Below are 23,626 nucleotides of genomic sequence, written 5' to 3'. Positions count from 1 at the left end.
ATGGTATGGTTCAAGGAAATCGGCAGATTTCTGCTGATTTCCACTTTTCCGTGTCAATTTTTTATGAAATTTTAAGGAGGTGAAGACATGCAAGAAGAACAGAAAGAACAATTGCAGTCAGAAGAAGAAATGAATGAAAGCGGCGTGGAAGCCGTAGAGGAACATGCGGAATCGAACGAAGAGCATGCAAAGGGCCCGGAGGGTGATTCCGAGGACCAGGCAAAGAAAATAGAAGAGCTTGAAGCAAAGCTACAAGAATACGAAAACCGCTATTTACGCCTTCTCGCCGATTTTGATAACTTCCGCCGGCGCGTTAAACTCGACAAGGAAGCGGATAAAAAATATAGAGCCCAGCATTTAATTACAAACTTGCTTCCGGCGTTAGACAACTTTGAGCGTGCCATGCAGATTGAGCCGGATAATGAGCAGACAAGAGCGCTGCTCGATGGGGTAAACATGGTATACAAGAGCATCATTGAGGCTTTGAAAAGTGAAGGGGCAGAACAAATCGAAGCTGTCGGCAAAGAGTTTGACCCCAATCTCCATCAAGCTGTTATGCAAACGGAAGACGATGAAGCAGGCGAAAACATCGTGGTTGAGGAATTTCAGAAGGGGTACATGTTAAAAGACCGCGTCATTCGCCCAGCGATGGTAAAAGTTAGCAAATAGTGTTGTTTAGCTCGTACATATTGTGAAGGAGGTTATTCGGAAAATGAGTAAAATTATCGGAATCGACTTGGGAACAACAAACTCGTGTGTATCCGTACTAGAAGGAGGAGAACCGAAAGTAATTCCCAATCCGGAAGGGAATCGGACGACACCTTCGGTGATCGCTTTTAAAAATGGTGAGATCCAAGTTGGTGAAGTGGCTAAAAGACAGGCGATTACAAATCCTAATACAGTCATTTCCATCAAGCGCCATATGGGAACTGATCACAAAGAGGATATCGAAGGGAAAAGTTACACTCCTCAAGAACTGTCGGCGATCATTTTGCAACATTTAAAGTCTTATGCCGAAGATTATCTTGGAGAGAAAGTTGAAAAAGCGGTTATTACCGTACCAGCCTATTTTAACGACTCTCAGCGCCAGGCTACGAAAGATGCCGGAACGATCGCGGGTCTTCAAGTCGAAAGGATCATCAACGAACCAACCGCTGCCGCGCTTGCATATGGTTTGGAAAAGCTTGATGAAGATCAAACGATCCTCGTTTATGACCTTGGGGGAGGTACTTTCGACGTCTCCATTCTTGAGCTTGGCGATGGCGTCTTTGAAGTGTTGGCAACAGCCGGAGATAACAAATTGGGCGGAGACGACTTTGACCAGGTAATCATCGACTACCTTGTTGATGAATTTAAAAAAGAGCATGGGATTGACTTATCACAGGATAAGATGGCCCTCCAACGCTTGAAAGATGCAGCTGAAAAAGCGAAGAAAGATTTATCCGGTGTGACGCAAACGCAAATTTCCCTGCCTTTCATCACTGCGGGAGAAGCGGGACCGTTGCACATGGAAATTTCCTTAACACGCGCGAAATTTGAAGAGCTGTCTTCTGAGCTCGTTGAAAGAACGATGGGTCCTACACGCCAGGCCATTAAAGACTCAGGAAAATCGGCTTCAGAAATTGATAAAGTCATTCTAGTAGGGGGATCTACCCGAATTCCGGCGGTTCAAGAAGCAATTCGAAAAGAGACAGGAAAAGATCCGCATAAAGGTGTAAACCCCGATGAAGTCGTAGCGATGGGTGCGGCGATCCAAGGCGGAGTATTGGCAGGCGATGTCAAAGATGTTGTCCTTCTTGATGTAACCCCGCTATCGCTTGGGATTGAAACAATGGGTGGTGTATTTACAAAACTAATTGAACGCAACACAACCATTCCGACATCCAAATCCCAAGTCTTTTCAACTGCTGCGGATAATCAGACTGCCGTGGATATACATGTACTCCAAGGTGAACGTCCTATGGCAGCGGATAATAAAACGTTGGGTCGTTTCCAGTTGACGGATATTCCTCCGGCACCTCGGGGCATCCCGCAAATAGAAGTCAAGTTCGACATTGATAAAAACGGCATCGTGAATGTAAGTGCCAAAGACCTCGGTACTGGAAAAGAGCAAAACATAACCATTAAATCTTCCTCCGGTTTATCTGAAGAGGAAGTTGAACGCATGATTAAAGAAGCCGAGGAAAATGCGGAAAAAGATAAACAGAGGAAAGAAGAAGTTGAACTGAGAAATGAAGCGGATCAACTCATTTTCACGACTGAAAAAACCTTGAAAGACCTCGAAGGCAAAGTAGATGAAGCGGAAGTGAAAAAAGCCGAAGAAGCAAAAGATGCCTTAAAAGCGGCGATTGAAAAAAATGACATGGAAGAAGTAAGGCAAAAGAAAGACGCTCTACAGGAGATCGTGCAAAACTTGTCCATGAAACTATATGAAGAAGCCGCAAAGCAAGCCGAGGCACAACAAGGGGCCGAGGGGCAAGATGCCGCCGGCGGGGACGACAATGTAGTCGATGCCGAGTTTGAAGAAGTGGACGACGACAAGGCTAAAAAATAACATGTTTGCAGATAGGAAAAGTCAAAGCCACGTTACAGGCTTTGACTTTTCTTCATGTGAGGATAAAAAGTTATTCTCCTTTTAATCAGTCCATCAATTATGGTAAAATGAAAGTTATGTGAAAAGATTCGGGAGTGTGGAGACATGAGTAAGCGTGATTACTATGAAGTGCTTGGTGTATCGGAAAACGCTACAAAAGATGAGATTAAAAAGGCTTATCGCCGTTTGTCCAAAAAATATCATCCTGATATTAATAAAGAGCCTGGCGCAGATGAAAAGTTTAAAGAAATCACCGAAGCATATGAAGTATTAAGCGACGATCAAAAACGAGCCCAGTACGACCAGTTCGGTCACGAAGGACCGCAAGGTTTTGGTGGTGGCGGCTTTGGAGGCGGCGATTTTGGCGGCTTCGGGGGATTTGAAGATATATTCAGCACCTTTTTTGGCGGTGGACGCAGAGATCCAAACGCACCGCGGCAAGGTGCTGATTTGCAGTATAATATGACATTGACATTTGAAGAAGCTGTTTTCGGGAAAGAAACGATCATTGAAATACCGCGTGAAGAATCATGCGATACATGTGGGGGCTCCGGAGCCAAACCCGGAACTTCATCCGACACATGCCATCATTGTCACGGAACAGGCCAGTTAAATATTGAACAAAATACGCCATTTGGAAGAATTGTGAACCGGCGTGTCTGTCAATACTGTCATGGAACGGGCAAGATTATCAAAGAAAAGTGCCGGACTTGCCATGGCGAAGGGAAAGTAAAGAAACGGAAGAAAATCAGTGTCAAAATCCCCAAAGGCGTGGACGACGGTCAACAAATGCGTGTAGCAGGCCAAGGGGAGCCCGGAATCAATGGTGGTCCACCGGGAGACTTATTCGTTGTTTTCCGAGTAAGCCCGCATGAGTTTTTCGAAAGAGACGGTGATGACATCTATTGTGAGATGCCAATCACGTTTGTCCAGGCTGCCCTGGGGGATGAAATTGAAGTGCCGACACTTTACGGAAAGGTCAAGTTAAAAATACCTGCCGGCACCCAAACCGGAACGCGTTTCCGCCTTCGTGACAGAGGTGTACAAAACGTGCGCGGTTACGGCAGAGGAGACCAGCATGTTCTCGTTAAAATTGTAACGCCTACAAAGCTTTCCGATCAGCAAAAAGACTTGCTTCGCCAATTTGCCGAAATGAGCGGAGAGTCGCTTGATGAGCAGCATGAAGGCTTTTTCGATAAAATGAAGCGCGCTTTTAAAGGGGATTAACCATGAAATGGTCAGAAATCAGTGTTTATACGACAAATGAAGCGATTGAGCCCATCAGTCATATCATGCATGAAGCTGGCGCTGCAGGCATTGCAATAGAAGATAGGGAAGACCTGGATAAGAAGCGGGAAGATCGGTTTGGAGAAATATATGAATTGAATCCGGCGGATTTTCCCGATGAAGGTGTCATTATAAAAGCATATCTGCCTGTCAATGCCCAACATGCAGAAACGGTAAGTACCATTCAACAACAAATATCAAAACTTCCTCAATACCAAATTAATATTGGAAAAAATCTTGTCAAGGTTGCGGAAGTGAAGGAAGAAGACTGGGCTACAGCGTGGAAAAAATATTATCATCCTGTCAAAGTATCAGAGCGTGTGACCATTGTTCCGTCATGGGAAGAGTATGAAACTGGCAACAGTGACGAATTAATCATTAAATTGGACCCAGGAATGGCATTTGGGACCGGGACTCATCCCACCACCGCCATGTGTATTCGGGCTCTTGAAAAAACAGTCAAACCGGGAGACTTTGTCATTGATGTAGGGACCGGTTCAGGTGTATTAAGTATTGCGGCATCATTACTGGGGGCCGAACAAGTAACGGCCCTTGATCTAGATGAAGTGGCAGTGGAAGCTGCCCGGCAGAACATCGCTTTAAATGGTGTAGAAGACATCGTTTCAGCAAGACAAAACAATCTTCTTGAAGGCATTGAAAAAAGCGCTGATGTGATCGTGGCCAACATACTGGCTGAAGTGATCGTCCGCTTTTCCAAGAAGGCAGCTGAAGTTTGCAAACGCAATGGCTACTTTATTGTTTCCGGCATCATCCTGCAGAAGAAAGATTCAGTCGCTGATGCGCTGCATGAAGCAGGATTTCAAATAGAAGAAACAATGATCACGGAAGATTGGGTAGCGATGATTGCCAGAAGAGTGAATTAGAGGGTGTAAAACATGCAACGTTATTTTCTTGATGATCAATATCAAGGCCAGGAAACCGTTCTTTTATCAGGAGACAATTATCATCATATCGTCAATGTCATGAGAATGAAGCCGGGAAATGATATTTGGGTTGTATTCAACGGTGGAGAGGCTGCAAAGGCAACGATTTCATCCCTGGAAGATCATACTGTGAAAGCGCGGATTATTGGATGGGAAGACAGGGCTACAGAACTCCCGGTTCATGTGACAATAGCGAGCGGCCTGCCCAAAGGGGATAAATGGGAATGGGTGATCCAAAAAGGAACCGAGCTGGGCACTTCACAGTTTGTCCCTTTCAATGCAGACCGCTCCGTAGTAAAATGGGATGAGAAAAAATCAGCCAGAAAACTGGAACGATGGAAAAAAATTGCAAAGGAAGCTGCGGAACAAAGCCACCGGCAAGCGGTTCCGGAAATGCACTCTCCATTGTCTATTGAACAACTCTTGGTTTTCAGCGAAGATTTTCATCATAAAATCGTAGCTTATGAAGAAACAGCAAAACAGGGTGACCGAAGCCAATTTGCCAGGAAGCTTTCCGGAGTGAAGAAAGGTGAAAAAATCATCATTGTTTTCGGTCCGGAAGGTGGTTTGACCGAGCGGGAAGCAGAGCTGCTTACGGATAACGGCTTTGTATGCTGCGGATTGGGCCCCAGGATATTAAGAACGGAAACGGCGCCGCTATATGCCATGGCAGCCATTTCTTATCATTTTGAATTAATGGAGTGATAATATGTCTCTCGTAGCTTTTCATACATTGGGTTGTAAAGTAAACCATTACGAAACGGAAGCCATTTGGCAGCTGTTTAAACAGAATGGATATGAGCGCGTGGATTTTGAATCGACGGCTGATGTCTATGTCATCAATACATGTACGGTAACCAACACTGGTGATAAAAAAAGCAGGCAAGTGATCCGTCGCGCAATCCGGAAAAATCCGGACGCTGTTATTTGTGTGACGGGGTGCTATGCGCAAACCTCTCCTGCTGAGATCATGGCCATTCCTGGTGTGGATATCGTTGTAGGAACGCAAGATCGTGTTAAAATGCTTGATTACATTGAGCAATATAAACAGGAACGCCAGCCAATCAATGGAGTTAAAAACATCATGAAGAACCGTGTGTATGAAGAGTTGGATGTCCCTGCTTTTACAGATCGTACACGTGCTTCCCTTAAAATCCAGGAAGGATGCAATAATTTTTGTACATTTTGCATTATTCCCTGGGCACGCGGTTTAATGCGCTCAAGAGATCCTCAAGAAGTCGTTCGCCAGGCACAACAGCTCGTTGATGCAGGCTATAAGGAAATTGTTCTTACAGGCATTCATACAGGCGGGTATGGAGAAGACATGAAAGACTATAATTTGGCCGCTTTGCTCCGTGATTTGGAGGCTAACGTAACTGGATTAAAAAGGCTGAGGATTTCTTCGATTGAGGCCAGCCAACTGACTGATGAAGTAATAGATGTGATCGACAAGTCCAACATTGTTGTCCGGCATTTGCATATTCCACTGCAGTCAGGTTCAAACACTGTATTAAAAAGAATGCGCAGAAAATATACGATGGAATTTTTTGCAGAGCGCCTTGAGCTCTTGAAAAAAGCTCTTCCAGATTTAGCCGTCACATCTGATGTGATAGTGGGCTTCCCTGGTGAAACGGAAGAGGAGTTTATGGAGACCTATGAGTTTATTAAGAAGCATCAATTCTCGGAACTCCATGTATTCCCATATTCGATGAGAACCGGGACACCTGCGGCGAGAATGAAAGACCAAATCGCTGAACCCGTTAAAAATGAACGTGTACACCGGCTCATTGCCCTTTCCGATCAATTGGCAAAAGAATATGCTTCCCGCTTTGAAAATGAAGTGCTGGAAGTGATCCCGGAAGAGCCGTTTAAAGAAAACCCGGAAAGCGGCTTATATGAAGGATATACTGACAATTACTTGAAAGTAGTATTTCCTGCAAACGAAGAAATGGTCGGGAAACTCGTAAAAGTGAAAATTACAAAGGCGGGTTATCCGTACTGTGAAGGAAAATTTGTACGTGTCCTTCACAGTGATTCGTCCGCTTCCATGGTTGGGTGAATGGTTGACTGCAGTGAAGACTGCAGTCTTTTTTTGTAAAGAAAGTTCCTCTCACTTGAAGTCGCAGGGGAATTTTTTATGTTAATGACGTTATTTGAACATTTTAGGCGAATATTCGTATGAAGCAAACGGCGTTTCCAGTTTTAACGCCTAGCAACTAGGGTATTTCGCTCTCTTCTCCTTGAAAAAGCCCCGTTTTTTCTGAGTGGTTGTTTTTTCGCTGAGGAGATTTCGGATTACTGTGGCAAGTCAACAAAGTCTGCATCTGCGCCCTCTCGCAAACCCAAAGAATCCTTGTTCATCTGATCACAAAACAGCTTGAAAGTTTATTCAGATACAGACTAGCGCATCTCTTGCGCGCCCTCTCGTGAACCAAAGAATCCTTGTTCACCTCATCACAAAACTGCTTGAAAGTTTATTCAGATACAGACTAGCGCATCTCTTGCGCCCTCTCGCGAACCCGAAGAATCCTTGTTCATCTCATCACAAAACAGCTTGAAGTTTATTCAGAAACAGACTAGCGCATTTCTTGCGCTATTTAGCCCGGCGCAAGCTGCGCGAAGTTTGTTTTAGAAGCAATCATGAGTGTTTGGAAGCAAGCTGTTCGGCTCGTAAGGGAAAGCTGAGTGTTTCATGATGCTGTTTGCGATGTGAAGAAAGTAAATCTTAGTGTGACTGCTATAACTATCCCGCCTCGCCAATCGTCTTCTCTCTATCGTCTTCTCTCTAACGATTGCGCGCCAGGTGCTTTTTGTATGTCTGGTTTATGAAAAATCCTCTGTATTTCCACTTACCATATTCCTAACGTTTAGAATGATTACTCATAATTTTTACCCCTAAAGGGAAATATGTGTCATATATTACTCTGTTCCATCTTGATAGTGATTTTAAAATCGGAATGCCATTTTTTCAGACGCTTCCATATGAAAGAGGAATCCTTGATGAAAGAAAAAGACACTATCACAAATTTGCAATTCATTTTTCTTTGCATGACGGCCATTGGATTGCACAATCATGTCATCATGATTACGCCACTCATTCAGACAGCTGGAAGGGACTCTTGGATATCGGCGGTTGTTGCGGCCGCACTTACAATTATTTGGGGGTTCCTTCTTTTTTATATTATTAAGACTACGAATCAGGAGCATTTGTATACATGGTTAAAGAAGCGGATTGGTAAACCTTTTGCTGTTGCTCTCGGCGGAATTATATATCTTTATTTTATCTTTTTGGGGATGATCACCCTAAGGGAGACGATAACGTGGACAAAAATTACGTATTTACAAAATACCCCTTCATGGTCACTGACCATTTTAATTATAACCCTTTGCGTTCTGGCTGCCTGTACAAGTCTTAGAACCATTTCTATTGCGAATATCTTTATATTGGCGTTCGTTGTTGTTTTTGGATTCTTCGTCGCTTTCGCAAATATAAAAGTGAAAGATTACTCTCTCCTAAAGCCGTTGCTGGAACATGGGTTTGAACCGGTTGTAAAAGGCATGGTGTACCCGGGCTCCGGGTTTGCCGAAATCATCTTGCTCATTTTTTTGCAACATAAATTTGCCGAACAAGCCCGTTACCGAAATATTGTTTTGTTAGTGATCGTGCTTTTTTTTCTCACGGTTGGCCCGCTTATTGGCGGCATTATCGAATTTGGCCCCAAAGAAGCAGCGAATCAACGGTTTACGGCCTTCGAAGAATGGGGGCTCGTTTCGATTGGAAGATATGTGGAACATCTCGACTTTTTGTCCATTTATCAATGGTTGTCAGGCGCATTCATTCGTATAACACTCATGTTTGTGACAGCGATTGAAATTTTTCGGTTTAAAACCAAGAAATTGAAAGTCATTGTTTTGTTAGTCATTGCGGGGCTTACGACTATAGTATCTCTGATACCGGTCAGGGATGATTTGCATTATCAATTATTAAAAAGTGTATTCATGCCTTTATCGCTTTATTTTTATTTAACGATATCCATCATCATTTCACTCATTATTTTTTTCGTTAAAAGAAAGGAAAAAAGGAGGAAATCGGTTTGAAGTGGAGGAAAAAGTACGGTTTAAAGAATAAAAAATCAATCACTCAAAACACGTTTGAAGTAAACGAGGAAGAATTGCGACAGCTATTTGAAAAGTGCTCTGATATTCATTTTCAAAAAGTTTATGTTCATAACACGGAAGGATTGCTGTTGTTTTGTATTGGAATGATTGATTCTCCATACTTGAATGATCATGTGCTCCCTGCTTTCGAACAATTTTTCCAAAAAAATAATATCCCTTTGTTGTCATATGATCGGGATATATTAGATAAGCTTCAATTACAGGACGCTTCTATCATTTATACGAAAGAAGAGGTCATTAAGAAGATATTTTCCGGCTATGGAATTTTTTTCTTTGAGGACGAGGGCTTGCTTCTTGCTGTCAATATGGAGAGGAAGCCTCAGAGGGAGCCCGAAGAGTCAGGGATGGAAATTGCCATCAAAGGGTCCCGGGATAACTTTGTGGAGGATATCGCGATCAATATGGCCCTGATTCGCAAACGTCTGCCGACAAACTCTTTGCGTTCCGAAGAAATGACGGTTGGACGAAGGTCCAAGACAGCCATAAAAGTTCTTTATATAGATGATATAGTGGACCGTGAAATTTTGGATCAAATCATAAACAGCATTCAAAAAATAGATATTGATGCCATTTACAGCGGTCATCAATTCATGCAGCTTGTCGATAAGAAGTTATACTTGTTCCCTACACATGATTACAGTCCCCGGGCTGATTGGATTGTCAAAGCGCTCTTGAGCGGCCGCATCATCTTATTGATTGATAACATCCCTTATGCAGTGATCGTCCCCATTAATTTTATGCTATTACTCAAGGGTGCGGAAGACTCCGAATATCCTTCCCTTTATGTTAGTTTTGGGCGGATTATCCGCTTGTTTGCGATCGGAATTGCGGCCTTTTTGCCTGGTTTTTGGGTGGCCATTACTTCATTCCATCAAAGTCAACTGCCCATTGCGATGCTCGCGACCGTCATTGAATCCAGGAAAGGGATCCCGTTGGCAGGGGCGGTAGAAGCCCTTATTATGCTTTTGCTTTTTGAGCTTTTTCGCGAAGCGGGGCTGCGGTTGCCGGTACAGGTGGGGCAAACATTAAGTGTTGTCGGCGGTTTGATTATTGGTGATGCAGCGATCAGGGCCGGGTTAACGAGCCCGTCAATGCTGGTTGTCATCGCGGCTTCAAGCGTGGCAACCTTTACCTTGATCAATCAATCATTGGTGGGAATTGTAGGCCTCGTTCGATTTTTTGTCTTAATCATCTCATCTTTTTTTGGTTTTTTTGGCTTTTTCATATCGGTATTTTCAGTTACGTTATATTTAGCCAACATTCGAGTGTTTGGCGTGCCCTATTTACAAGTGGCGACAAGAATCAGTTTTGCCAATACGATAAAATCTTTTTTTCAACTTCCTCCCACACTTGAAAGTAAGCGACCGAACATGTTTCATTCAAGAGACACAACTAGAAGGGAGAAATGAGTGTGGAAACCAAATACAAGCTGTATTTTTTTTCCGCAATGATGATCTTCGTTTTGGTACTGGCGGGGTGCGGTGATTCTAATTCGCCGGAACAGCTTGCCTATGCACATGGACTTGGCTTAGATTACGAAGATGGGGAAGTCAAAGTCCATTTGCAGCTCCTTAACTTGGGGGCATTGGCAAAGACTGAGGGTGGCGGCGGAGATGTCAGTAGCCAGAGCACTTCGGAGTTGGCAACAGCATCAGGCAAAATTCTTGATGAAGCTATTTTCAATTTATATCGTTCTGCGCAGCATGAAATTTTTTGGGGGAATTTGTCCCATATTGTCTTAACGGAACGATTTTTAAGTGAGTATGGATTGGGTCCTGTTATTGATATGTGGAGCCGATTTCCGGAGGCCAGATACCAAATTAAATTTTACAGTACAAATGATAAGGTGGAGGAAATTTTGCTTACCGATCCCGTGATGGATGTGTCAAAATCGTTAAGCTTATTGGCTACCCCGGAAAGTGCTTCTAAGCAAAATACCCTTGTGTCGTTTGTAAATTTAAGGAAAATATTGATTGAATTGAAAGAGCCTAATTACTTGGCAAGAATTCCCTCCATATTCGTTGTTGGAGAAACCTGGAAAACACCTGAAAAAAAACGTCCTTTTGTAGCGTTAAACGGATTGACTTTATATGATAGAAAAAAAAGGTTCCTTGGCACTGTAGAAGGAAAGCATATTGAAGGATATCGTTGGACTATCGAGAAGTTTGATCGGGCCCCGGTTATTTTGGATACGGATGGTGAGGCGATAGGATCTATCGTCGTTCAAAAAAAGAAAGTAAAAATTACTCCCAAACTGAAATCGGACCATGTGAAATTTCATATGAAAATAAAAGCAGAAGGTCATATTGCCGAGATAGACAAAAAAGTAGCCATCCAGACAATTGAACGAAGAGCAGCCAAGAAGATCAAACAACAAGTGTTGCAAACCTATCGAGAAGCCCTTAAAGTCCATCCCGATGCTGATGTTTACCGCCTTTCTGAAACATTGTACAGAAATGATGTAAAAGCTTGGAAAAAACTCTCCAAAAAAGGAAAATTGGACTTACAGCAAGATTCGCTCCAAGTGGATGTAGAAGTCACTATTATGGACTCGTGGCGGGACCACATGTCCAGGTTCCTTGAATAATTCTTTGCAGTCTATTTTAACACGTGGATTGAAATAACAAGATGATCAAACGCTATGCATGGACCAATGGAGCGTACTCTGATATTACCTGACATGATCCAAAAGATATAAAGCCTTTTATTGTTTCATCCATGATGGTAAACTCAGGAGGAACAAAAAGAGGAGGGGGATTATGTGGCTTTAAACATTGCGCCATTCATTGACCATACGTTGTTAAAAGCTGATGCAACAAAAAAACAAATCAAGATATTGTGCGATGAGGCAAAAACATACCAGTTCGCCTCCGTATGTATTCATCCAACATGGGTGGCCTATGCCAGATCACTTTTACAAGATACGGATATCAAGGTGTGCACTGTAATCGGCTTTCCAATAGGGGCCAATACACCGGAAACAAAGGCGTTTGAAACGAAAAATGCCATTGAAAACGGGGCCAGCGAGGTGGATATGGTAATGAATATCGGCGCCCTGAAAAGTGGGAACCACACTCTCGTTGAGCGCGACATTCAAGCGGTTACCGTTGCAGCAAAAAGCAAAGCGCTTGTCAAAGTCATTATCGAAACCTGTCTACTGACTAAAGAAGAAATAGAAATCGCCAGTAAAATGGTCAAAAGGGCAGGAGCAGATTTCGTAAAAACATCGACTGGTTTTTCGACAGGAGGAGCGACTGCCGAAGATGTGGCTTTGATTCGTAAAGTGGTCGGGGATGGACTTGGTATTAAAGCTTCAGGGGGAATCCGCAGCCTGGAAGATGCAAAAAAAATGATCGAAGCCGGTGCTACAAGACTTGGCGCGAGTTCAGGCGTACAAATTATTCAGGGGGCAATCGGAAAAAGCAGCTATTAAGTCTAACGCTGATGTATTTTAATTATTAATTGGCCAAATTGAGTGGAAAACGGCAATACAACGAGAGAGCAAACAACATTAAACAAGACACTGGCGTGTGCAAGTTGTGTCATGGGATCATCGCTCAAAAAGCGGCTCCATTCGGCTAATGTATCTATAAATGGGATGAACAGCAAACCTCCCAACACATTAAGCCATAAATGGGCATATGCTGTGAGTCTTGCTTCCCGGCCTGCTCCAATTCCGGCAAGCAGCGCTGTGGAACAGGTGCCAATATTGGAACCAATCATGATTAAAATCCCCGCTTCCAAGGAAATTGTATTTGTGCTAAGAAAACTCATGGCAATACCTGTCACAACCGTGCTGGATTGGATAATGGCTGTTAATATCATTCCACCGATTAAAGCAAAAGGGACACTTAACTCAATTTTTCGGATAATCCCTTGCGCTGCTTTCAGGTGGGAAAGGGGACCAGATAGCCAGCCGAAACCTTCCATGGAAGCAAAAATAATGCCGATGCCCAATAAAATAAATCCGATACTTCTTTTTTTAGTACTTTTAAACAATTGACATAAACAGCCGCTCACTAAAAAAGGGATGATCAAACTCGTAACATCGAAGGACAACATTTCCAATGTCACAGTTGTCCCGATATTTGTCCCAAGAATAATTCCAATTGTTTGCGGAAAGGATAGTATTCGTGCGGAGACAAGTCCCACTGCAATAACTGTAACCGCGGAGCTGCTCTGGAGGACAACAGTCATGGCGATCCCGGCAAGCATGCTTCTAAGCGGTGTTGCTGTTACTTGTCTGAGCCAACGTTCCATCGCACTGCCGGACAAATGAAACAGCCCGATTCGCATCCACGTCATCCCCAGTAAAAAGCATCCTGCAAGTAATAAAAATAAACAGATGTACAGCATGTCCTCCCCCCTTATGAATCATATGGGATGGTTTCTGCGGACATGCACAAAAAATTGTTACCGCCTGTTTCGTACGGTAAATGGATTGACCTGAATTTCTCATTATAATATAATAACTTAGTACATGGTTTTTTCCATGCATGAACATGTAATTGCTATGTTCGGAGGGAGGGAAAGAGAGATGTCAAAAACAGTTGTTCGTAAAAACGAATCGCTCGAAGATGCTCTTCGCCGCTTTAAGCGAACAGTTTCCAAAACTGGAACTCTTCAGGAATACAGAAAGCGCGAGTTTTATGAAAAACCAAGTGTCCGGCGGAAGAAGAAGTCTGAAGCCGCAAGAAAGCGCAAATTTTAAGAGGGTGAATTCATGAATCTTCTGGCACGTTTGGATGAAGATATGAAACAGGCGATGAAAAGCAAGGAAAAAGAAAAGCTTTCTGTCATTCGAATGCTCAAAGCAGCGCTGCAAAATGAAGCGATCAAGCTTGGAAAAGGGCAATTGTCTGAAGACGAAGAATTGACAGTTCTTTCTCGCGAATTGAAACAACGCAAAGATTCCCTCCATGAGTTCGAAAAGGCGGGGCGTGAAGACCTTGCCGAAAAATTACGAAATGAAATTAATTATGTCAATGTATATATGCCTGAACAATTGACTGATGATGAATTGAGCAATATAATTCGAGAAACGATTCAACAAACAGGTGCTTCTTCTAAAGCTGATATGGGTAAAGTCATGGGAGCCATCATGCCCAAAGTAAAGGGAAAGGCGGACGGCGCCCTTATAAGCAAGCTTGTCCAAGAGCACCTTTCAAAATCATGACAAATCCGGGAAGCGCACGCTTTCCGGTTTTTCTATGCAGGGGTAAGAAATGATGATTTTTGTATGAAAATTCACACGATGTCAACTGAAGTTTTACTGCCCAGCAAATATCAGTCTCCTCTTCTCGAAAAAACTGTGTAGTTAGTTGTTTTGAAGAAAAGAATTTAGAGCATGAGGATACTCTACACAATTTGCTCCTGCGCCATAGCTTATTCGAAGAGTTTTGTTCAGCTCGTCGTAAAGCTGCTTGAAGATTGAAGCAACATGATACTTTGAAGTAAATTGCTTGGATTTTTCGTTGCCGTGTTTCGCTTTATTCCGCTTTTCCCGGCAGTAAATTTCCCCTGTAAGAAGCGCAGCTATTAGGGGGACATTGCTTCCGGTAAAAGCCGGATTAGCTTGGGGCGACTGGACAAGTAAAACTTCGGCAGTGATACATCATGTTTTTCAAAAGGTGTTGATCACAAAGGCGTCGCAAAATGTACACGATGTACGACTGTAAGCAAAGCGACAAGACAAGGGCTTTGAAAGCATCGTCATCACACTCATACGCAGAAAAAGCGCTAGCTTCAAGGATATAGTTGCTTGAGGCTTGCCAATAGGAAGCTTTCGAGCTGCCATTTGCCAGTAAAAGCCATTGGTTTTCACTAATCATCAGATCAGCGTCGAAAATCCTCCGCACTTGAAATTTCCTTTATGTCATGTGCACCAGTTTATAGACGCTGAACGAGCGCTTGCGCTTTTTTGTGAATAGCGTTTTAATAAGGATTTTTTTCGATATAATAATGGCAAGAATGAAACTTTTTTAAAAGGCCTCCCGTAATACAAATAGGAGCTTTCGGAAGGGGGTGATATCATGAAAAGGATCATTGCCGCTGTTTTCCTTTTTGTTGCCGGTTTTTGCATGTTGCTGCCGGTAGGGGCATCTGCCAAAGAAAACAATGTGTATGTCATTCCGATTCAAAACGATGTGGAAAAAGGATTATATGCATTCTTGGATCGGGCGATCAGTGAGGCGGAAGAAAATAATGCCGATATGATTGTTTTTGATATGAATACGCCAGGAGGAGCGGTAGATGCCGCACGGGATATCGGAAACCGGATCGCAGAAATAAAAAACATCAAAACCGTCACCTTTGTTAATTCGTGGGCCATTTCCGCAGGATCTTATATTGCGCTTCATACAGAAGAAATTTATATGACGCCCAATGCTGTAATGGGAGCGGCAGCCGTTATTGACCAGTCGGGAAATACCGCCGGGGAAAAGGCTGAAAGTATGTGGCTTGCGGCTATGGAAGGAGCGGCAAAGAAGAGCGGACGTGACCCGAAAATTGCGAAGGCGATGGCAAGCGGAAAAGTCGATTTACCCGAGCTGAAAGAAAAAGGCAAGTTGTTGACTCTGGAAGCGGATCAGGCTGTGAAAGTGGGCTATTCAGAAGGAACCGTCAAGGATATCGATGAACTTTTGGCGAAAACCAACATGTCGAACGCAAAGGTTCATACGGTTGAAACCACTTTCGCGGAATCGCTTGCACGAATCATCACGAATCCGATTGTCGTCCCGATATTATTAACCATCGCCAGTTTGGGACTTGTTCTGGAATTGTATTCACCAGGTTTTGGAATTCCTGGTTTCATGGGGTTGTCTTCTTTACTCCTGTTCTTTTACGGCCATTATGTTGCCGGCCTTGCAGGGTATGAATCTTTGCTTCTTTTCATATTGGGACTCATTTTTATTGCAGCGGAATTTTTTGTTGCAGGCGGCATTTTAGGGATTCTTGGCACTGTTGCTGTTATAGGAAGCATGCTGCTTGCGGGAGAAAATGTGATTCATATGGCTGTTTCAATTGTTACTGCTCTGATTATGGCTATTCTTTTCATGATTATACTTGTAAAGGTGTTTGGAAAGCGGATGAACATTTTTAAAAGATTCATTTTAACTGATTCAACGAGCTCTGAAAAGGGATACGTGTCAAACGTAAACCGGTTAGAGTTAGTTGGTAAAAAAGGTGTCACGATTACGCCGCTTCGGCCATCTGGAACCGTCCTGATTGATGATGAACGGATAGATGTCGTTGCAGAGGGAAATTTCATTGAAAACAATACCGGTGTTAAAGTGGTGAAAGTGGAAGGCTCCCGCATTGTCGTGCGCCCCGTGTAAAACATAAATAAAGAGGAGGCAATATATTGATGTTAGGTCCTGATACAATTTTCTTACTTGTGATGATCGTTTTAGGCATTATTGCACTAGCCATACTATTTACATTTGTACCGGTGGGGCTCTGGATTTCAGCCCTTGCAGCCGGGGTCAAAATTGGGATTTTTACACTGATTGGTATGAGGCTGAGAAGGGTCATTCCCGGAAGAGTTGTCAATCCGCTGATCAAAGCTCATAAAGCGGGACTTCCGGTTGCGACTAATCAATTGGAGAGCCACTACTTGGCAGGTGGTAATGTAGACAGGGTTGTCAATGCTCTGATTGCTGCGCAGCGCGCCAACATTGAACTTACATTTGAGCGTGCCGCAGCTATTGACCTTGCAGGCCGCGACGTATTAGAAGCGGTCCAAATGAGTGTAAATCCAAAAGTAATTGAAACACCGTTTATTGCTGGTGTGGCAATGGATGGAATTGAAGTAAAAGCAAAAGCAAGAATAACAGTGCGCGCTAATATTGACCGCCTCGTCGGGGGAGCAGGTGAAGAAACGGTTATCGCTCGTGTCGGGGAAGGTGTCGTTTCGACGATTGGTTCCAGTGATAACCATAAGAAAGTCCTGGAAAATCCTGATATGATCTCTCGTACCGTACTGGCAAAAGGACTTGATGCCGGAACCGCATTTGAAATTCTTTCGATTGACATTGCGGATGTTGATATTGGGAAAAACATTGGAGCTCAGCTGCAGACGGACCAGGCGGAAGCCGACAAGAAAATTGCCCAGGCAAAAGCGGAAGAAAGAAGGGCCATGGCTGTTGCAAGCGAGCAGGAGATGAAAGCCAGAGTAGAGGAAATGAGGGCAAAGGTGGTCGAAGCGGAAGCGGAAGTACCACTTGCTATGGCGGAAGCCCTGAAATCTGGAAATTTGGGTGTCATGGATTACATGTCTCTTCGCAACATTGACGCAGATACGGATATGCGTGATTCTATCGGAAAAATGTCGAAACCAGATGATGACAAACAGAAATAAGATGGGCAGCTCTTTTGAAAGGGGGGCACTCCTTTGGAACAATTTTTGCCAATCATTATCATAGCCATTATAAGCTTTTTGCTGAACAGTAAAAAGAAAAATCAGCCGCAAAGACAAAAAGCTGACCAACATCAGCCAATCCGTCCAGTCCAACAAAAGCCTGCCCGTCCAAACACTGATCTTGAAGAACGAAGCAATTCAAACGAAAGAATGGACGAAGAAAACAAACCTTTTCAAGTCGATATGCCCCGCAGCCTTCGCGAAGCTGCCGATATATTATTGACACAGATCGAAACCAATCCTGCTATTGAAGAGGAGAAAGCGCGGGCAGAAGGAGAATTGGAAAAGCTGAAAAAGCAAGCAGAGACCTACGAACAGAAAATTCGCGCTGCACAAAAACGGGCTGCTGATCATGCCGATACCTTCATACCTAAAAAAGCAAAACCAAGTGAACAAAGACCATTGTTTGGACATCAAAATGATATTGTCCGGGGGATGATCATGCACGAGATACTTGGTCCTCCAAAAGCATTGAAACGGCGAGTCCGTTAGCAGGACGTGAATCAATGGCGAGAAAAGGCAGGTTTTTCCGCCTAAATGTTGAAACGAGTGATGAAACCTCCCTTCATTTCATACATATGAGATGAAGGGGGGTTCTTTTTTATGCCCAAAAAAATGACAGATCGGCTCCGCAAATGGATGACTAATAAAATGGAACTTCCGCCTGATGTATTGATGGATCTCCCGCGTGTGACGATTATCGGACAAATTCATATATATATCGAAAATCACAAAGGTCTTCTCGCTTTTTCCGATCGTGAACTCCGTCTTCTGCTGAAACAAGGCCAGCTGTTGATTAAAGGAAAATCATTCGTGATAAAAACGATTCTTCCGGAAGAAATTTTGTTGGAAGGGCGCATTGAAGAAGTATTGTACCTGAAACAGTAAGTAAGGAGGGGCCCAGATGAAGAACCGGTGGGTTACGTTCGTAACAGGCAGGGTGCTCGTAAAAATAGAAGGAACAGGTTTGGAGCGCCTTATCAATATTTGCGCGCGCAAAAAAGTGTCATTATGGTCTATGCGGAAAATGAAAACAGGGGCGATATTTTTTTATATCTCACTTCTTGATTTACATAATTTCAGGCATATCGTCCGCGACTTTGACTGTACCGTTTCTTTTATTCGCGGAGAGGGAATACCGTTTCTTTGGAAGCGGCTGCTAAAAAACAGCGGCTTTCTTATTGGTGTATTTCTGTTCCTTGTCATTTTGACTGTATTATCCAATATCACATGGGGCATTCAAATCAACGGGGCAAACCCGGAAACGGAACATAATATTCGCAAAGAACTGAACAAGCTCGGCATAAAAGTCGGCACATTTCATTTTTTCAATCAAGATCTTGAAAAGCTTCAACAACAATTGACGGAGCGTGTGAATAATATTACATGGATTGGCGTGGAGTTAAAAGGGACAACCTTCCATTTTCAAGTTGTTGAAAAAAATGAACCGAAAAAGGCAAAGCCGCTGGGTCCTCAGCATCTTGTTGCCAAAAAGAAAGCGGTAATCGCCGAAATGTTTGTTGAAAAAGGCAAGCCGATTGTTAAGGTCAATCAATTTGTGAAAAAAGGCCAAATGCTTGTATCCGGAATGATCGGCGGAGAAGAAGGAGAGCAGCTTGTTCCGGCCAAAGGGGAGGTTTGGGGCAAAACATGGTATCAGTCCGAGGTTGAATACCCGCTGACAACCCCTTTTGAGGTGTTTACCGGGAAGGAAAAGCGGATACACGGTATCAAGATTGGTTCGGTCGCTTTTCCTGTTTGGGGCTTCGGGAAAGAGGAATTTAAAAGCTTTGAAACGGAAAAAACTGAACACCCGATCAGGTTTTTAGGGTGGGAACTTCCCATAGCGTATATCGATGAAACCATTCGAGAAAGCGAAAGCTTCAAGCGGGAACTGACAAAAGAAGAAGCGGTTCAGGCAGGTAAGGATTTGGCAAAAGATGATTTGCGGAAACATCTTCCTGAAGATGCAAGAATAGATAAGGAAATTGTTTTGCATGAGACTGTGGAGAATGGTAAAGTTAAGCTAATAGTATATTTCCAAGTAATTGAAAACATAGCAAAAGAAAAACCGATTACCCAAGGAGATTAGTATATGTCAGAGGAATTATTCCAGAAGAAAATTCAGCTTGATAATGATGATGAAGTTTTTATTCTTTTTGGAAGTGGAGACAACAATTTAAAAATACTGGAAGATGAATTTCAAATAAAAATCGTGACACGCGGGGAAACGATCAACATTTCCGGTGAGGAAGAAGCCGTCACCCAAGCTCAAGAGACAATCAGACAGCTTTTGGATGTGACGCGCAGCGGCATTCATATTGGCCCGCGGGATGTTGCCTATGCCGCAAAAATGTCTAAACAAGGCAAGGTTGACTATTTTTCTGAACTATTTCATGAAGAAATTGGCCGAAATGCCAAAAGTAAATCCATTCGGGCAAAAACCCTTGGACAACGGCATTACATAGATGCCATCAAAAAAAATGACCTCGTATTTGGCATCGGTCCCGCCGGGACGGGGAAAACTTATTTGGCTGTTGTCATGGCTGTAAATGCATTAAGGAGCGGAAAGGTCAACAAAATTATATTAACGCGTCCTGCGGTGGAGGCTGGAGAAAGTCTCGGTTTTTTGCCCGGAGATTTAAAAGAAAAAGTGGATCCGTATTTACGCCCGCTCTACGATGCCCTTCATGATGTGCTGGGTGCCGAACATACACAGCGTTTGGTTGAAAGGGATACGATCGAAGTGGCCCCGCTCGCCTATATGCGCGGGCGGACACTTGATGATGCGTTTGTCATTTTGGATGAGGCCCAAAACACAACCCACGCTCAAATGAAAATGTTTTTGACCAGGCTTGGCTTTGGTTCGAAAATGGTCATTACGGGCGACTCTACACAAGTGGATCTCCCTCAGGGGGCCAAATCCGGATTAATTGCGGCCGAAGTCATCTTGCGTGGTGTGAAGGGAATTACTTTTATTCATCTTGATCACAGCGATGTTGTCAGACATCCGCTTGTTGGCCGCATCATCACTGCCTATGCCCAAAATGAGACACCCCCGGGACGTTGATCATTCCGGGGTTTTTTTATTTCACAAAAATATTTCGTGTTTTTATTGTCTAAAACTGCTATCATTTGGAATATGAGCATCTGCTATAAAATGAAAAAAGTCTGTGGAGGATTTTATGGATTTTCAAAAATTAATTGGCAAAGTACGGACAATCCTTAGCTATAAGCTTTTCACGGCACTTATTTACATCGTCTTGAGTATGCTGATGTTCGCTGTGCTCTATACAAATGTTAAGCCTGAAACATATGACGTTGAGTTGTTCTCTGTAGCTGAAAAGACAATCCGCTCGCCAAAAACGATAGAGGATGAAGTGAAAACAGAGGAAGAACGTCAAAAAGCGGCAGATGAAGTTGAAAAAGTCTATGTTCATAAACAAGAAATTGCCCAAAATCGAATTTTACTCGTAAATTCCATCTTCGATTTTGTAAAAGAAGTGAATCAGGAAACAAAAGATTTGGAAAAAGAAAATCAGAAACAAGAAGGAAAAGCGCCGGACAAACTCGCCTTGTTGAAAGAAAAGCTTTCCACCGATGAAACGGAAAATGTGACTGAGACGATTTCCGATCAAACACTCATTCGTCTCCTCGATGCAAAAGAGGACGAATTGGATAAGGCGCGAAATTTGTTGGTCAGTCACATTGAGGCGATTATGAGTGATAAAATTCGGGAGGAACAAGTAACGGCCGCACAAGGGACGCTGGCCGGGCGCATCTCCTCGGCGGGACTGTCGCAAGAGATTGAACAGGCCGCTATAGAACTGGGTGAGTATGCGATTGTTCCCAACGAACTGTATGATGAGGATCTGACAGAAGAGAGAAAGCGGCAAGCGATGGAAGAAGTGGAGCCTTTTAAAATATTACAAGGCCAAATCATCGTGCAAGAAGGCCATTTGATTGACAGGGAGATATACCGCCATTTGGAACTGCTTGGTCTTTTGAAAAGTACGCCTACTGTTCTGCCTTTTGTTGGCCTTGCGATTTTTGTCTTTCTTTCTGTCGGGGCCTTTTATGTTTCCTTCGCGAAGTTAAACTTGGCTGACCTTCAAAAGCAAAATCTTTTGCTGTTGACCAGCATTATTTTTGTTGCATCCCTTCTCATTATGAAAATCGTCAGTCTGATGGAAGAGGTAGACCGCTTCGAAATCGGGTATATTTTTCCGGCGGCGATGGCACCTCTTTTGATCAGGATTTTGGTGAATGAGCGGTTCGCATTGTTTATGACGGTTATTTTGGCCGCCTGCGGCAGCATCGTATTTCGGGATGACATATCGGGAACGATAGATATGGAGATCGCCATCTACTTTTTATTCAGCGGTCTCGCGGCTAATTTATTTTTGTCGGATAAAAGTGAGAGGTTCAATGTTTTACGGGCAGGAGTACTCGTTTCGTCCATAAACATTTTGATCATTTCTTTTCTCCAATTTATTGGCGGCGGCCAGTTTGCCAAAATGGAATTCTTTTTCCATATTGTATACGGAGTCGCTTCGGGAATTCTTTCCTCTGTTTTAGCCATTGGTGTCCTGCCGTTTTTGGAAGCGGGATTTGGCATTTTATCAACGATTAAATTGATTGAGCTATCGAATCCGAATCATCCGTTGCTGAAAAAAATTCTTACGGAAGCTCCGGGCACATATCATCATAGTGTCATGGTTGCCAACTTGGCGGAATCTGCGTGTGAAGCAATCGGTGCAAACGGGTTGCTTGCCAGAGTTGGCGCCTATTATCATGATGTCGGCAAAACAAGAAGGCCGCATTTCTTTATTGAAAACCAAATGAATATGGAAAACCCTCACGACAGGCTGCCCCCGTCAAGAAGCAAAGACATCATCATCGCTCATGTAACGGATGGAGTGGCAGAGTTAAAAAAACATAAAATGCCGCGGGAAATTGTCGACATAGCGGGGCAGCATCATGGAACGACTTTGTTAAAGTTTTTCTATTATAAAGAAAAAAAGCTGAATGAAGACGTCTCAGAATCAGATTTTCGGTACCCTGGGCCAAAACCAAGGTCAATGGAGGCGGCGGTGATCAGTATTGCCGATAGCGTGGAAGCTGCAGTGCGATCCATGAAAAATCCGACACAAGAGGAAATTAAAAAGCTTGTCCATCAGATTGCGCAAGACCGACTGCTTGACGGGCAATTAAGTGAGTGCGACTTAACATTAAAGCAACTTGAAATCATCAAAGAAACGTTTTGCAAAACATTAAGCGGTATTTTTCATTCGCGAATCGAGTATCCTGGCAATAAAGATCAGAAGGTGATGTTAGATGGAGCTAGAAATTGATTTTATAGAAGAGACAAATGAAGTTCAAACAAGCCAATTGGAGTTGGTAGAACGTCTGCTGAAGCATGCAGCTTCTTTGGAAATGAGTGAAAAGGATGATGGTGAAGTGTCCGTCATCTTCGTGTCCAACGAAGCAATACGTGAGCTGAACCATTCATACCGCGGCAAAAATGAACCTACGGATGTCCTTTCCTTTCCAATGGAGGAGCTGGGGGAAGGAGAGATGGAGATCGCATATGCCCACGGAACTCCAAGGATGCTCGGTGATATTGTGATATCCATTGACAAGGCCCGTGAACAGGCGCACGAATATGGGCATTCGCTCGAAAGGGAGCTGGGATTTTTGGCTGTCCATGGATTTTTACATTTGCTCGGATACGATCACATGACACCTGAAGAGGAACAAAAGATGTTTCAAAAACAAGAGGAAATACTGAAGAGCTATGGCCTCGAAAGATAAGGGAGTATTTTCACTGCACCGGCTTGCCCAAGCGTTTAAATGTGCTTTCCAGGGCATTGCACACGTCTATTTGCATGAGAAAAACTTCCGTTTTCACACCGCGGCAGCCATTGTAGTAACTGGCTGCGGCTTTATTTTTCAAATTAGTAAAGTCGAATGGATGTTTGTTCTATTTTGTATATTTGGGATGTTTGTCTTGGAAATGATCAATTCGGCGCTAGAACGGACGGTGGATTTGATTACGGACGAATACAGGAAGCTTGCCAAACAAGCAAAAGATCTGGCTGCGGGCGCGGTGCTTATGTTTGCGATTCTGACTGTACTGATCGGGCTCATCATTTTCTTGCCCAAAATATTCGATTGAAGAGGCTAGGACACAAGCAAAACCGA

Annotated in this window: 22 protein-coding genes; 21 read left to right on the top strand and 1 reads right to left on the bottom strand. The window is 43.4% G+C overall.

The features are described from left to right. Positions 1-87: 87 nt before the first annotated feature. From grpE to deoC, 10 genes are all read left to right on the top strand, one after another. A complete protein-coding gene (gene grpE / locus JOC94_RS15850) occupies positions 88-669 on the top strand; it encodes a nucleotide exchange factor GrpE (RefSeq protein WP_205179865.1) in 582 nt (193 codons plus the stop codon). Positions 670-712: 43 nt separating this feature from the next. After that, entirely contained in the window at positions 713-2,554 is a 1,842-nt protein-coding gene (dnaK, locus tag JOC94_RS15845) for a molecular chaperone DnaK (protein ID WP_205179863.1), read from the top strand. Between the two features lie 144 nt (positions 2,555-2,698). Next, positions 2,699-3,820, top strand: a complete 1,122-nt coding sequence (gene dnaJ, locus JOC94_RS15840; protein ID WP_205179854.1) for a molecular chaperone DnaJ — start codon at positions 2,699-2,701, stop codon at positions 3,818-3,820. 2 nt (positions 3,821-3,822) lie between these two features. Continuing rightward, entirely contained in the window at positions 3,823-4,764 is a 942-nt protein-coding gene (prmA, locus tag JOC94_RS15835) for a 50S ribosomal protein L11 methyltransferase (protein WP_205179852.1), read from the top strand. A 12-nt stretch (positions 4,765-4,776) separates the two neighbouring features. Next, positions 4,777-5,529, top strand: a complete 753-nt coding sequence (locus JOC94_RS15830; RefSeq protein WP_205179850.1) for a 16S rRNA (uracil(1498)-N(3))-methyltransferase — start codon at positions 4,777-4,779, stop codon at positions 5,527-5,529. A 4-nt stretch (positions 5,530-5,533) separates the two neighbouring features. After that, the gene (gene mtaB, locus JOC94_RS15825) at positions 5,534-6,883 is read left to right on the top strand and encodes a tRNA (N(6)-L-threonylcarbamoyladenosine(37)-C(2))-methylthiotransferase MtaB (RefSeq protein ID WP_205179849.1); all 1,350 of its coding nucleotides are present in this window, start codon (positions 5,534-5,536) and stop codon (positions 6,881-6,883) included. Positions 6,884-7,824: 941 nt separating this feature from the next. After that, a complete protein-coding gene (locus tag JOC94_RS15820) occupies positions 7,825-8,922 on the top strand; it encodes a GerAB/ArcD/ProY family transporter (protein WP_077110641.1) in 1,098 nt (365 codons plus the stop codon). After that, positions 8,919-10,412 (top strand): spore germination protein, encoded by a 1,494-nt coding sequence (locus tag JOC94_RS15815; protein ID WP_171973850.1) that lies wholly within the window; start codon positions 8,919-8,921, stop codon positions 10,410-10,412. Before JOC94_RS15820 ends, JOC94_RS15815 begins: the two co-directional genes overlap by 4 nt. A 2-nt stretch (positions 10,413-10,414) precedes the next feature. Continuing rightward, positions 10,415-11,590 carry a Ger(x)C family spore germination protein gene (locus JOC94_RS15810; protein ID WP_171973851.1) on the top strand — a complete coding sequence of 392 codons (1,176 nt, stop codon included), beginning with the start codon at positions 10,415-10,417 and terminating at the stop codon, positions 11,588-11,590. A gap of 174 nt (positions 11,591-11,764) precedes the next feature. Beyond that, positions 11,765-12,436 carry a deoxyribose-phosphate aldolase gene (deoC, locus tag JOC94_RS15805; RefSeq protein WP_077110644.1) on the top strand — a complete coding sequence of 224 codons (672 nt, stop codon included), beginning with the start codon at positions 11,765-11,767 and terminating at the stop codon, positions 12,434-12,436. 2 nt (positions 12,437-12,438) lie between these two features. Here deoC and JOC94_RS15800 read toward each other — a convergent pair whose 3' ends face one another. After that, positions 12,439-13,359, bottom strand: a complete 921-nt coding sequence (locus JOC94_RS15800) for a Na/Pi symporter (RefSeq protein WP_077110646.1) — start codon at positions 13,357-13,359, stop codon at positions 12,439-12,441. Between the two features lie 181 nt (positions 13,360-13,540). Between JOC94_RS15800 and rpsU the strand changes: the two genes are divergently transcribed. The 11 genes from rpsU (at position 13,541) to JOC94_RS15745 (ending at position 23,600) form a co-directional block, all read left to right on the top strand. Next, positions 13,541-13,714: a 30S ribosomal protein S21 gene (gene rpsU / locus JOC94_RS15795; RefSeq protein WP_057983047.1), complete on the top strand. Its 174-nt coding sequence runs from the start codon at positions 13,541-13,543 to the stop codon at positions 13,712-13,714. A gap of 12 nt (positions 13,715-13,726) precedes the next feature. Next, positions 13,727-14,179, top strand: a complete 453-nt coding sequence (locus tag JOC94_RS15790; protein WP_077110648.1) for a GatB/YqeY domain-containing protein — start codon at positions 13,727-13,729, stop codon at positions 14,177-14,179. A gap of 856 nt (positions 14,180-15,035) precedes the next feature. Continuing rightward, positions 15,036-16,340: an NfeD family protein gene (locus JOC94_RS15785; protein WP_139345590.1), complete on the top strand. Its 1,305-nt coding sequence runs from the start codon at positions 15,036-15,038 to the stop codon at positions 16,338-16,340. A gap of 29 nt (positions 16,341-16,369) precedes the next feature. Beyond that, entirely contained in the window at positions 16,370-17,362 is a 993-nt protein-coding gene (gene floA, locus JOC94_RS15780; RefSeq protein ID WP_077110652.1) for a flotillin-like protein FloA, read from the top strand. A gap of 33 nt (positions 17,363-17,395) precedes the next feature. Then, on the top strand, positions 17,396-17,914 hold the full coding sequence (locus tag JOC94_RS15775; RefSeq protein ID WP_077110654.1) for a hypothetical protein: 519 nt from the start codon (positions 17,396-17,398) through the stop codon (positions 17,912-17,914). Between the two features lie 111 nt (positions 17,915-18,025). Then, complete coding sequence (yqfC, locus tag JOC94_RS15770; RefSeq protein WP_077110656.1) at positions 18,026-18,310, top strand: sporulation protein YqfC; 285 nt, start codon at positions 18,026-18,028, stop codon at positions 18,308-18,310. A gap of 16 nt (positions 18,311-18,326) precedes the next feature. Further along, complete coding sequence (gene yqfD, locus JOC94_RS15765) at positions 18,327-19,514, top strand: sporulation protein YqfD (protein ID WP_077110658.1); 1,188 nt, start codon at positions 18,327-18,329, stop codon at positions 19,512-19,514. Positions 19,515-19,517: 3 nt separating this feature from the next. Continuing rightward, on the top strand, positions 19,518-20,492 hold the full coding sequence (locus tag JOC94_RS15760; protein WP_077110660.1) for a PhoH family protein: 975 nt from the start codon (positions 19,518-19,520) through the stop codon (positions 20,490-20,492). Positions 20,493-20,607: 115 nt separating this feature from the next. After that, on the top strand, positions 20,608-22,776 hold the full coding sequence (locus JOC94_RS15755) for an HD family phosphohydrolase (RefSeq protein WP_077110662.1): 2,169 nt from the start codon (positions 20,608-20,610) through the stop codon (positions 22,774-22,776). Next, entirely contained in the window at positions 22,760-23,236 is a 477-nt protein-coding gene (ybeY, locus tag JOC94_RS15750) for an rRNA maturation RNase YbeY (RefSeq protein ID WP_077110664.1), read from the top strand. Before JOC94_RS15755 ends, ybeY begins: the two co-directional genes overlap by 17 nt. Further along, positions 23,220-23,600, top strand: coding sequence for a diacylglycerol kinase family protein (locus tag JOC94_RS15745; protein ID WP_077110666.1), 381 nt, complete (start codon positions 23,220-23,222; stop codon positions 23,598-23,600). The genes ybeY and JOC94_RS15745 overlap by 17 nt, the downstream gene beginning before the upstream one ends. The last annotated feature ends 26 nt before the right edge of the window (positions 23,601-23,626 follow it).

The sequence above is a fragment of the Siminovitchia thermophila genome (genome assembly GCF_016909185.1).
GTDB lineage: Bacteria > Bacillota > Bacilli > Bacillales > Bacillaceae_C > Siminovitchia > Siminovitchia thermophila.
The sequence above is the reverse complement of the archived record's forward strand: the minus strand, read 5'-3'. Positions and strand labels throughout refer to the sequence as shown.

Excerpts from the sequence above, each read along its gene's own strand:
- JOC94_RS15820 (WP_077110641.1), top strand. The coding sequence starts at position 7,825 with ATGAAAGAAAAAGACACTATCACAAATTTGCAATTCATTTTTCTTTGC.
- grpE (WP_205179865.1), top strand. The coding sequence starts at position 88 with ATGCAAGAAGAACAGAAAGAACAATTGCAGTCAGAAGAAGAAATGAAT.
- JOC94_RS15785 (WP_139345590.1), top strand. The coding sequence starts at position 15,036 with ATGAAAAGGATCATTGCCGCTGTTTTCCTTTTTGTTGCCGGTTTTTGC.
- dnaK (WP_205179863.1), top strand. The coding sequence starts at position 713 with ATGAGTAAAATTATCGGAATCGACTTGGGAACAACAAACTCGTGTGTA.
- floA (WP_077110652.1), top strand. The coding sequence starts at position 16,370 with ATGTTAGGTCCTGATACAATTTTCTTACTTGTGATGATCGTTTTAGGC.
- yqfC (WP_077110656.1), top strand. The coding sequence starts at position 18,026 with ATGCCCAAAAAAATGACAGATCGGCTCCGCAAATGGATGACTAATAAA.
- dnaJ (WP_205179854.1), top strand. The coding sequence starts at position 2,699 with ATGAGTAAGCGTGATTACTATGAAGTGCTTGGTGTATCGGAAAACGCT.
- ybeY (WP_077110664.1), top strand. The coding sequence starts at position 22,760 with ATGGAGCTAGAAATTGATTTTATAGAAGAGACAAATGAAGTTCAAACA.
- prmA (WP_205179852.1), top strand. The coding sequence starts at position 3,823 with ATGAAATGGTCAGAAATCAGTGTTTATACGACAAATGAAGCGATTGAG.
- mtaB (WP_205179849.1), top strand. The coding sequence starts at position 5,534 with ATGTCTCTCGTAGCTTTTCATACATTGGGTTGTAAAGTAAACCATTAC.
- JOC94_RS15755 (WP_077110662.1), top strand. The coding sequence starts at position 20,608 with ATGGATTTTCAAAAATTAATTGGCAAAGTACGGACAATCCTTAGCTAT.
- JOC94_RS15830 (WP_205179850.1), top strand. The coding sequence starts at position 4,777 with ATGCAACGTTATTTTCTTGATGATCAATATCAAGGCCAGGAAACCGTT.
- JOC94_RS15760 (WP_077110660.1), top strand. The coding sequence starts at position 19,518 with ATGTCAGAGGAATTATTCCAGAAGAAAATTCAGCTTGATAATGATGAT.
- JOC94_RS15745 (WP_077110666.1), top strand. The coding sequence starts at position 23,220 with ATGGCCTCGAAAGATAAGGGAGTATTTTCACTGCACCGGCTTGCCCAA.
- JOC94_RS15790 (WP_077110648.1), top strand. The coding sequence starts at position 13,727 with ATGAATCTTCTGGCACGTTTGGATGAAGATATGAAACAGGCGATGAAA.
- rpsU (WP_057983047.1), top strand. The coding sequence starts at position 13,541 with ATGTCAAAAACAGTTGTTCGTAAAAACGAATCGCTCGAAGATGCTCTT.
- yqfD (WP_077110658.1), top strand. The coding sequence starts at position 18,327 with ATGAAGAACCGGTGGGTTACGTTCGTAACAGGCAGGGTGCTCGTAAAA.
- JOC94_RS15800 (WP_077110646.1), bottom strand. The coding sequence starts at position 13,359 with ATGCTGTACATCTGTTTATTTTTATTACTTGCAGGATGCTTTTTACTG.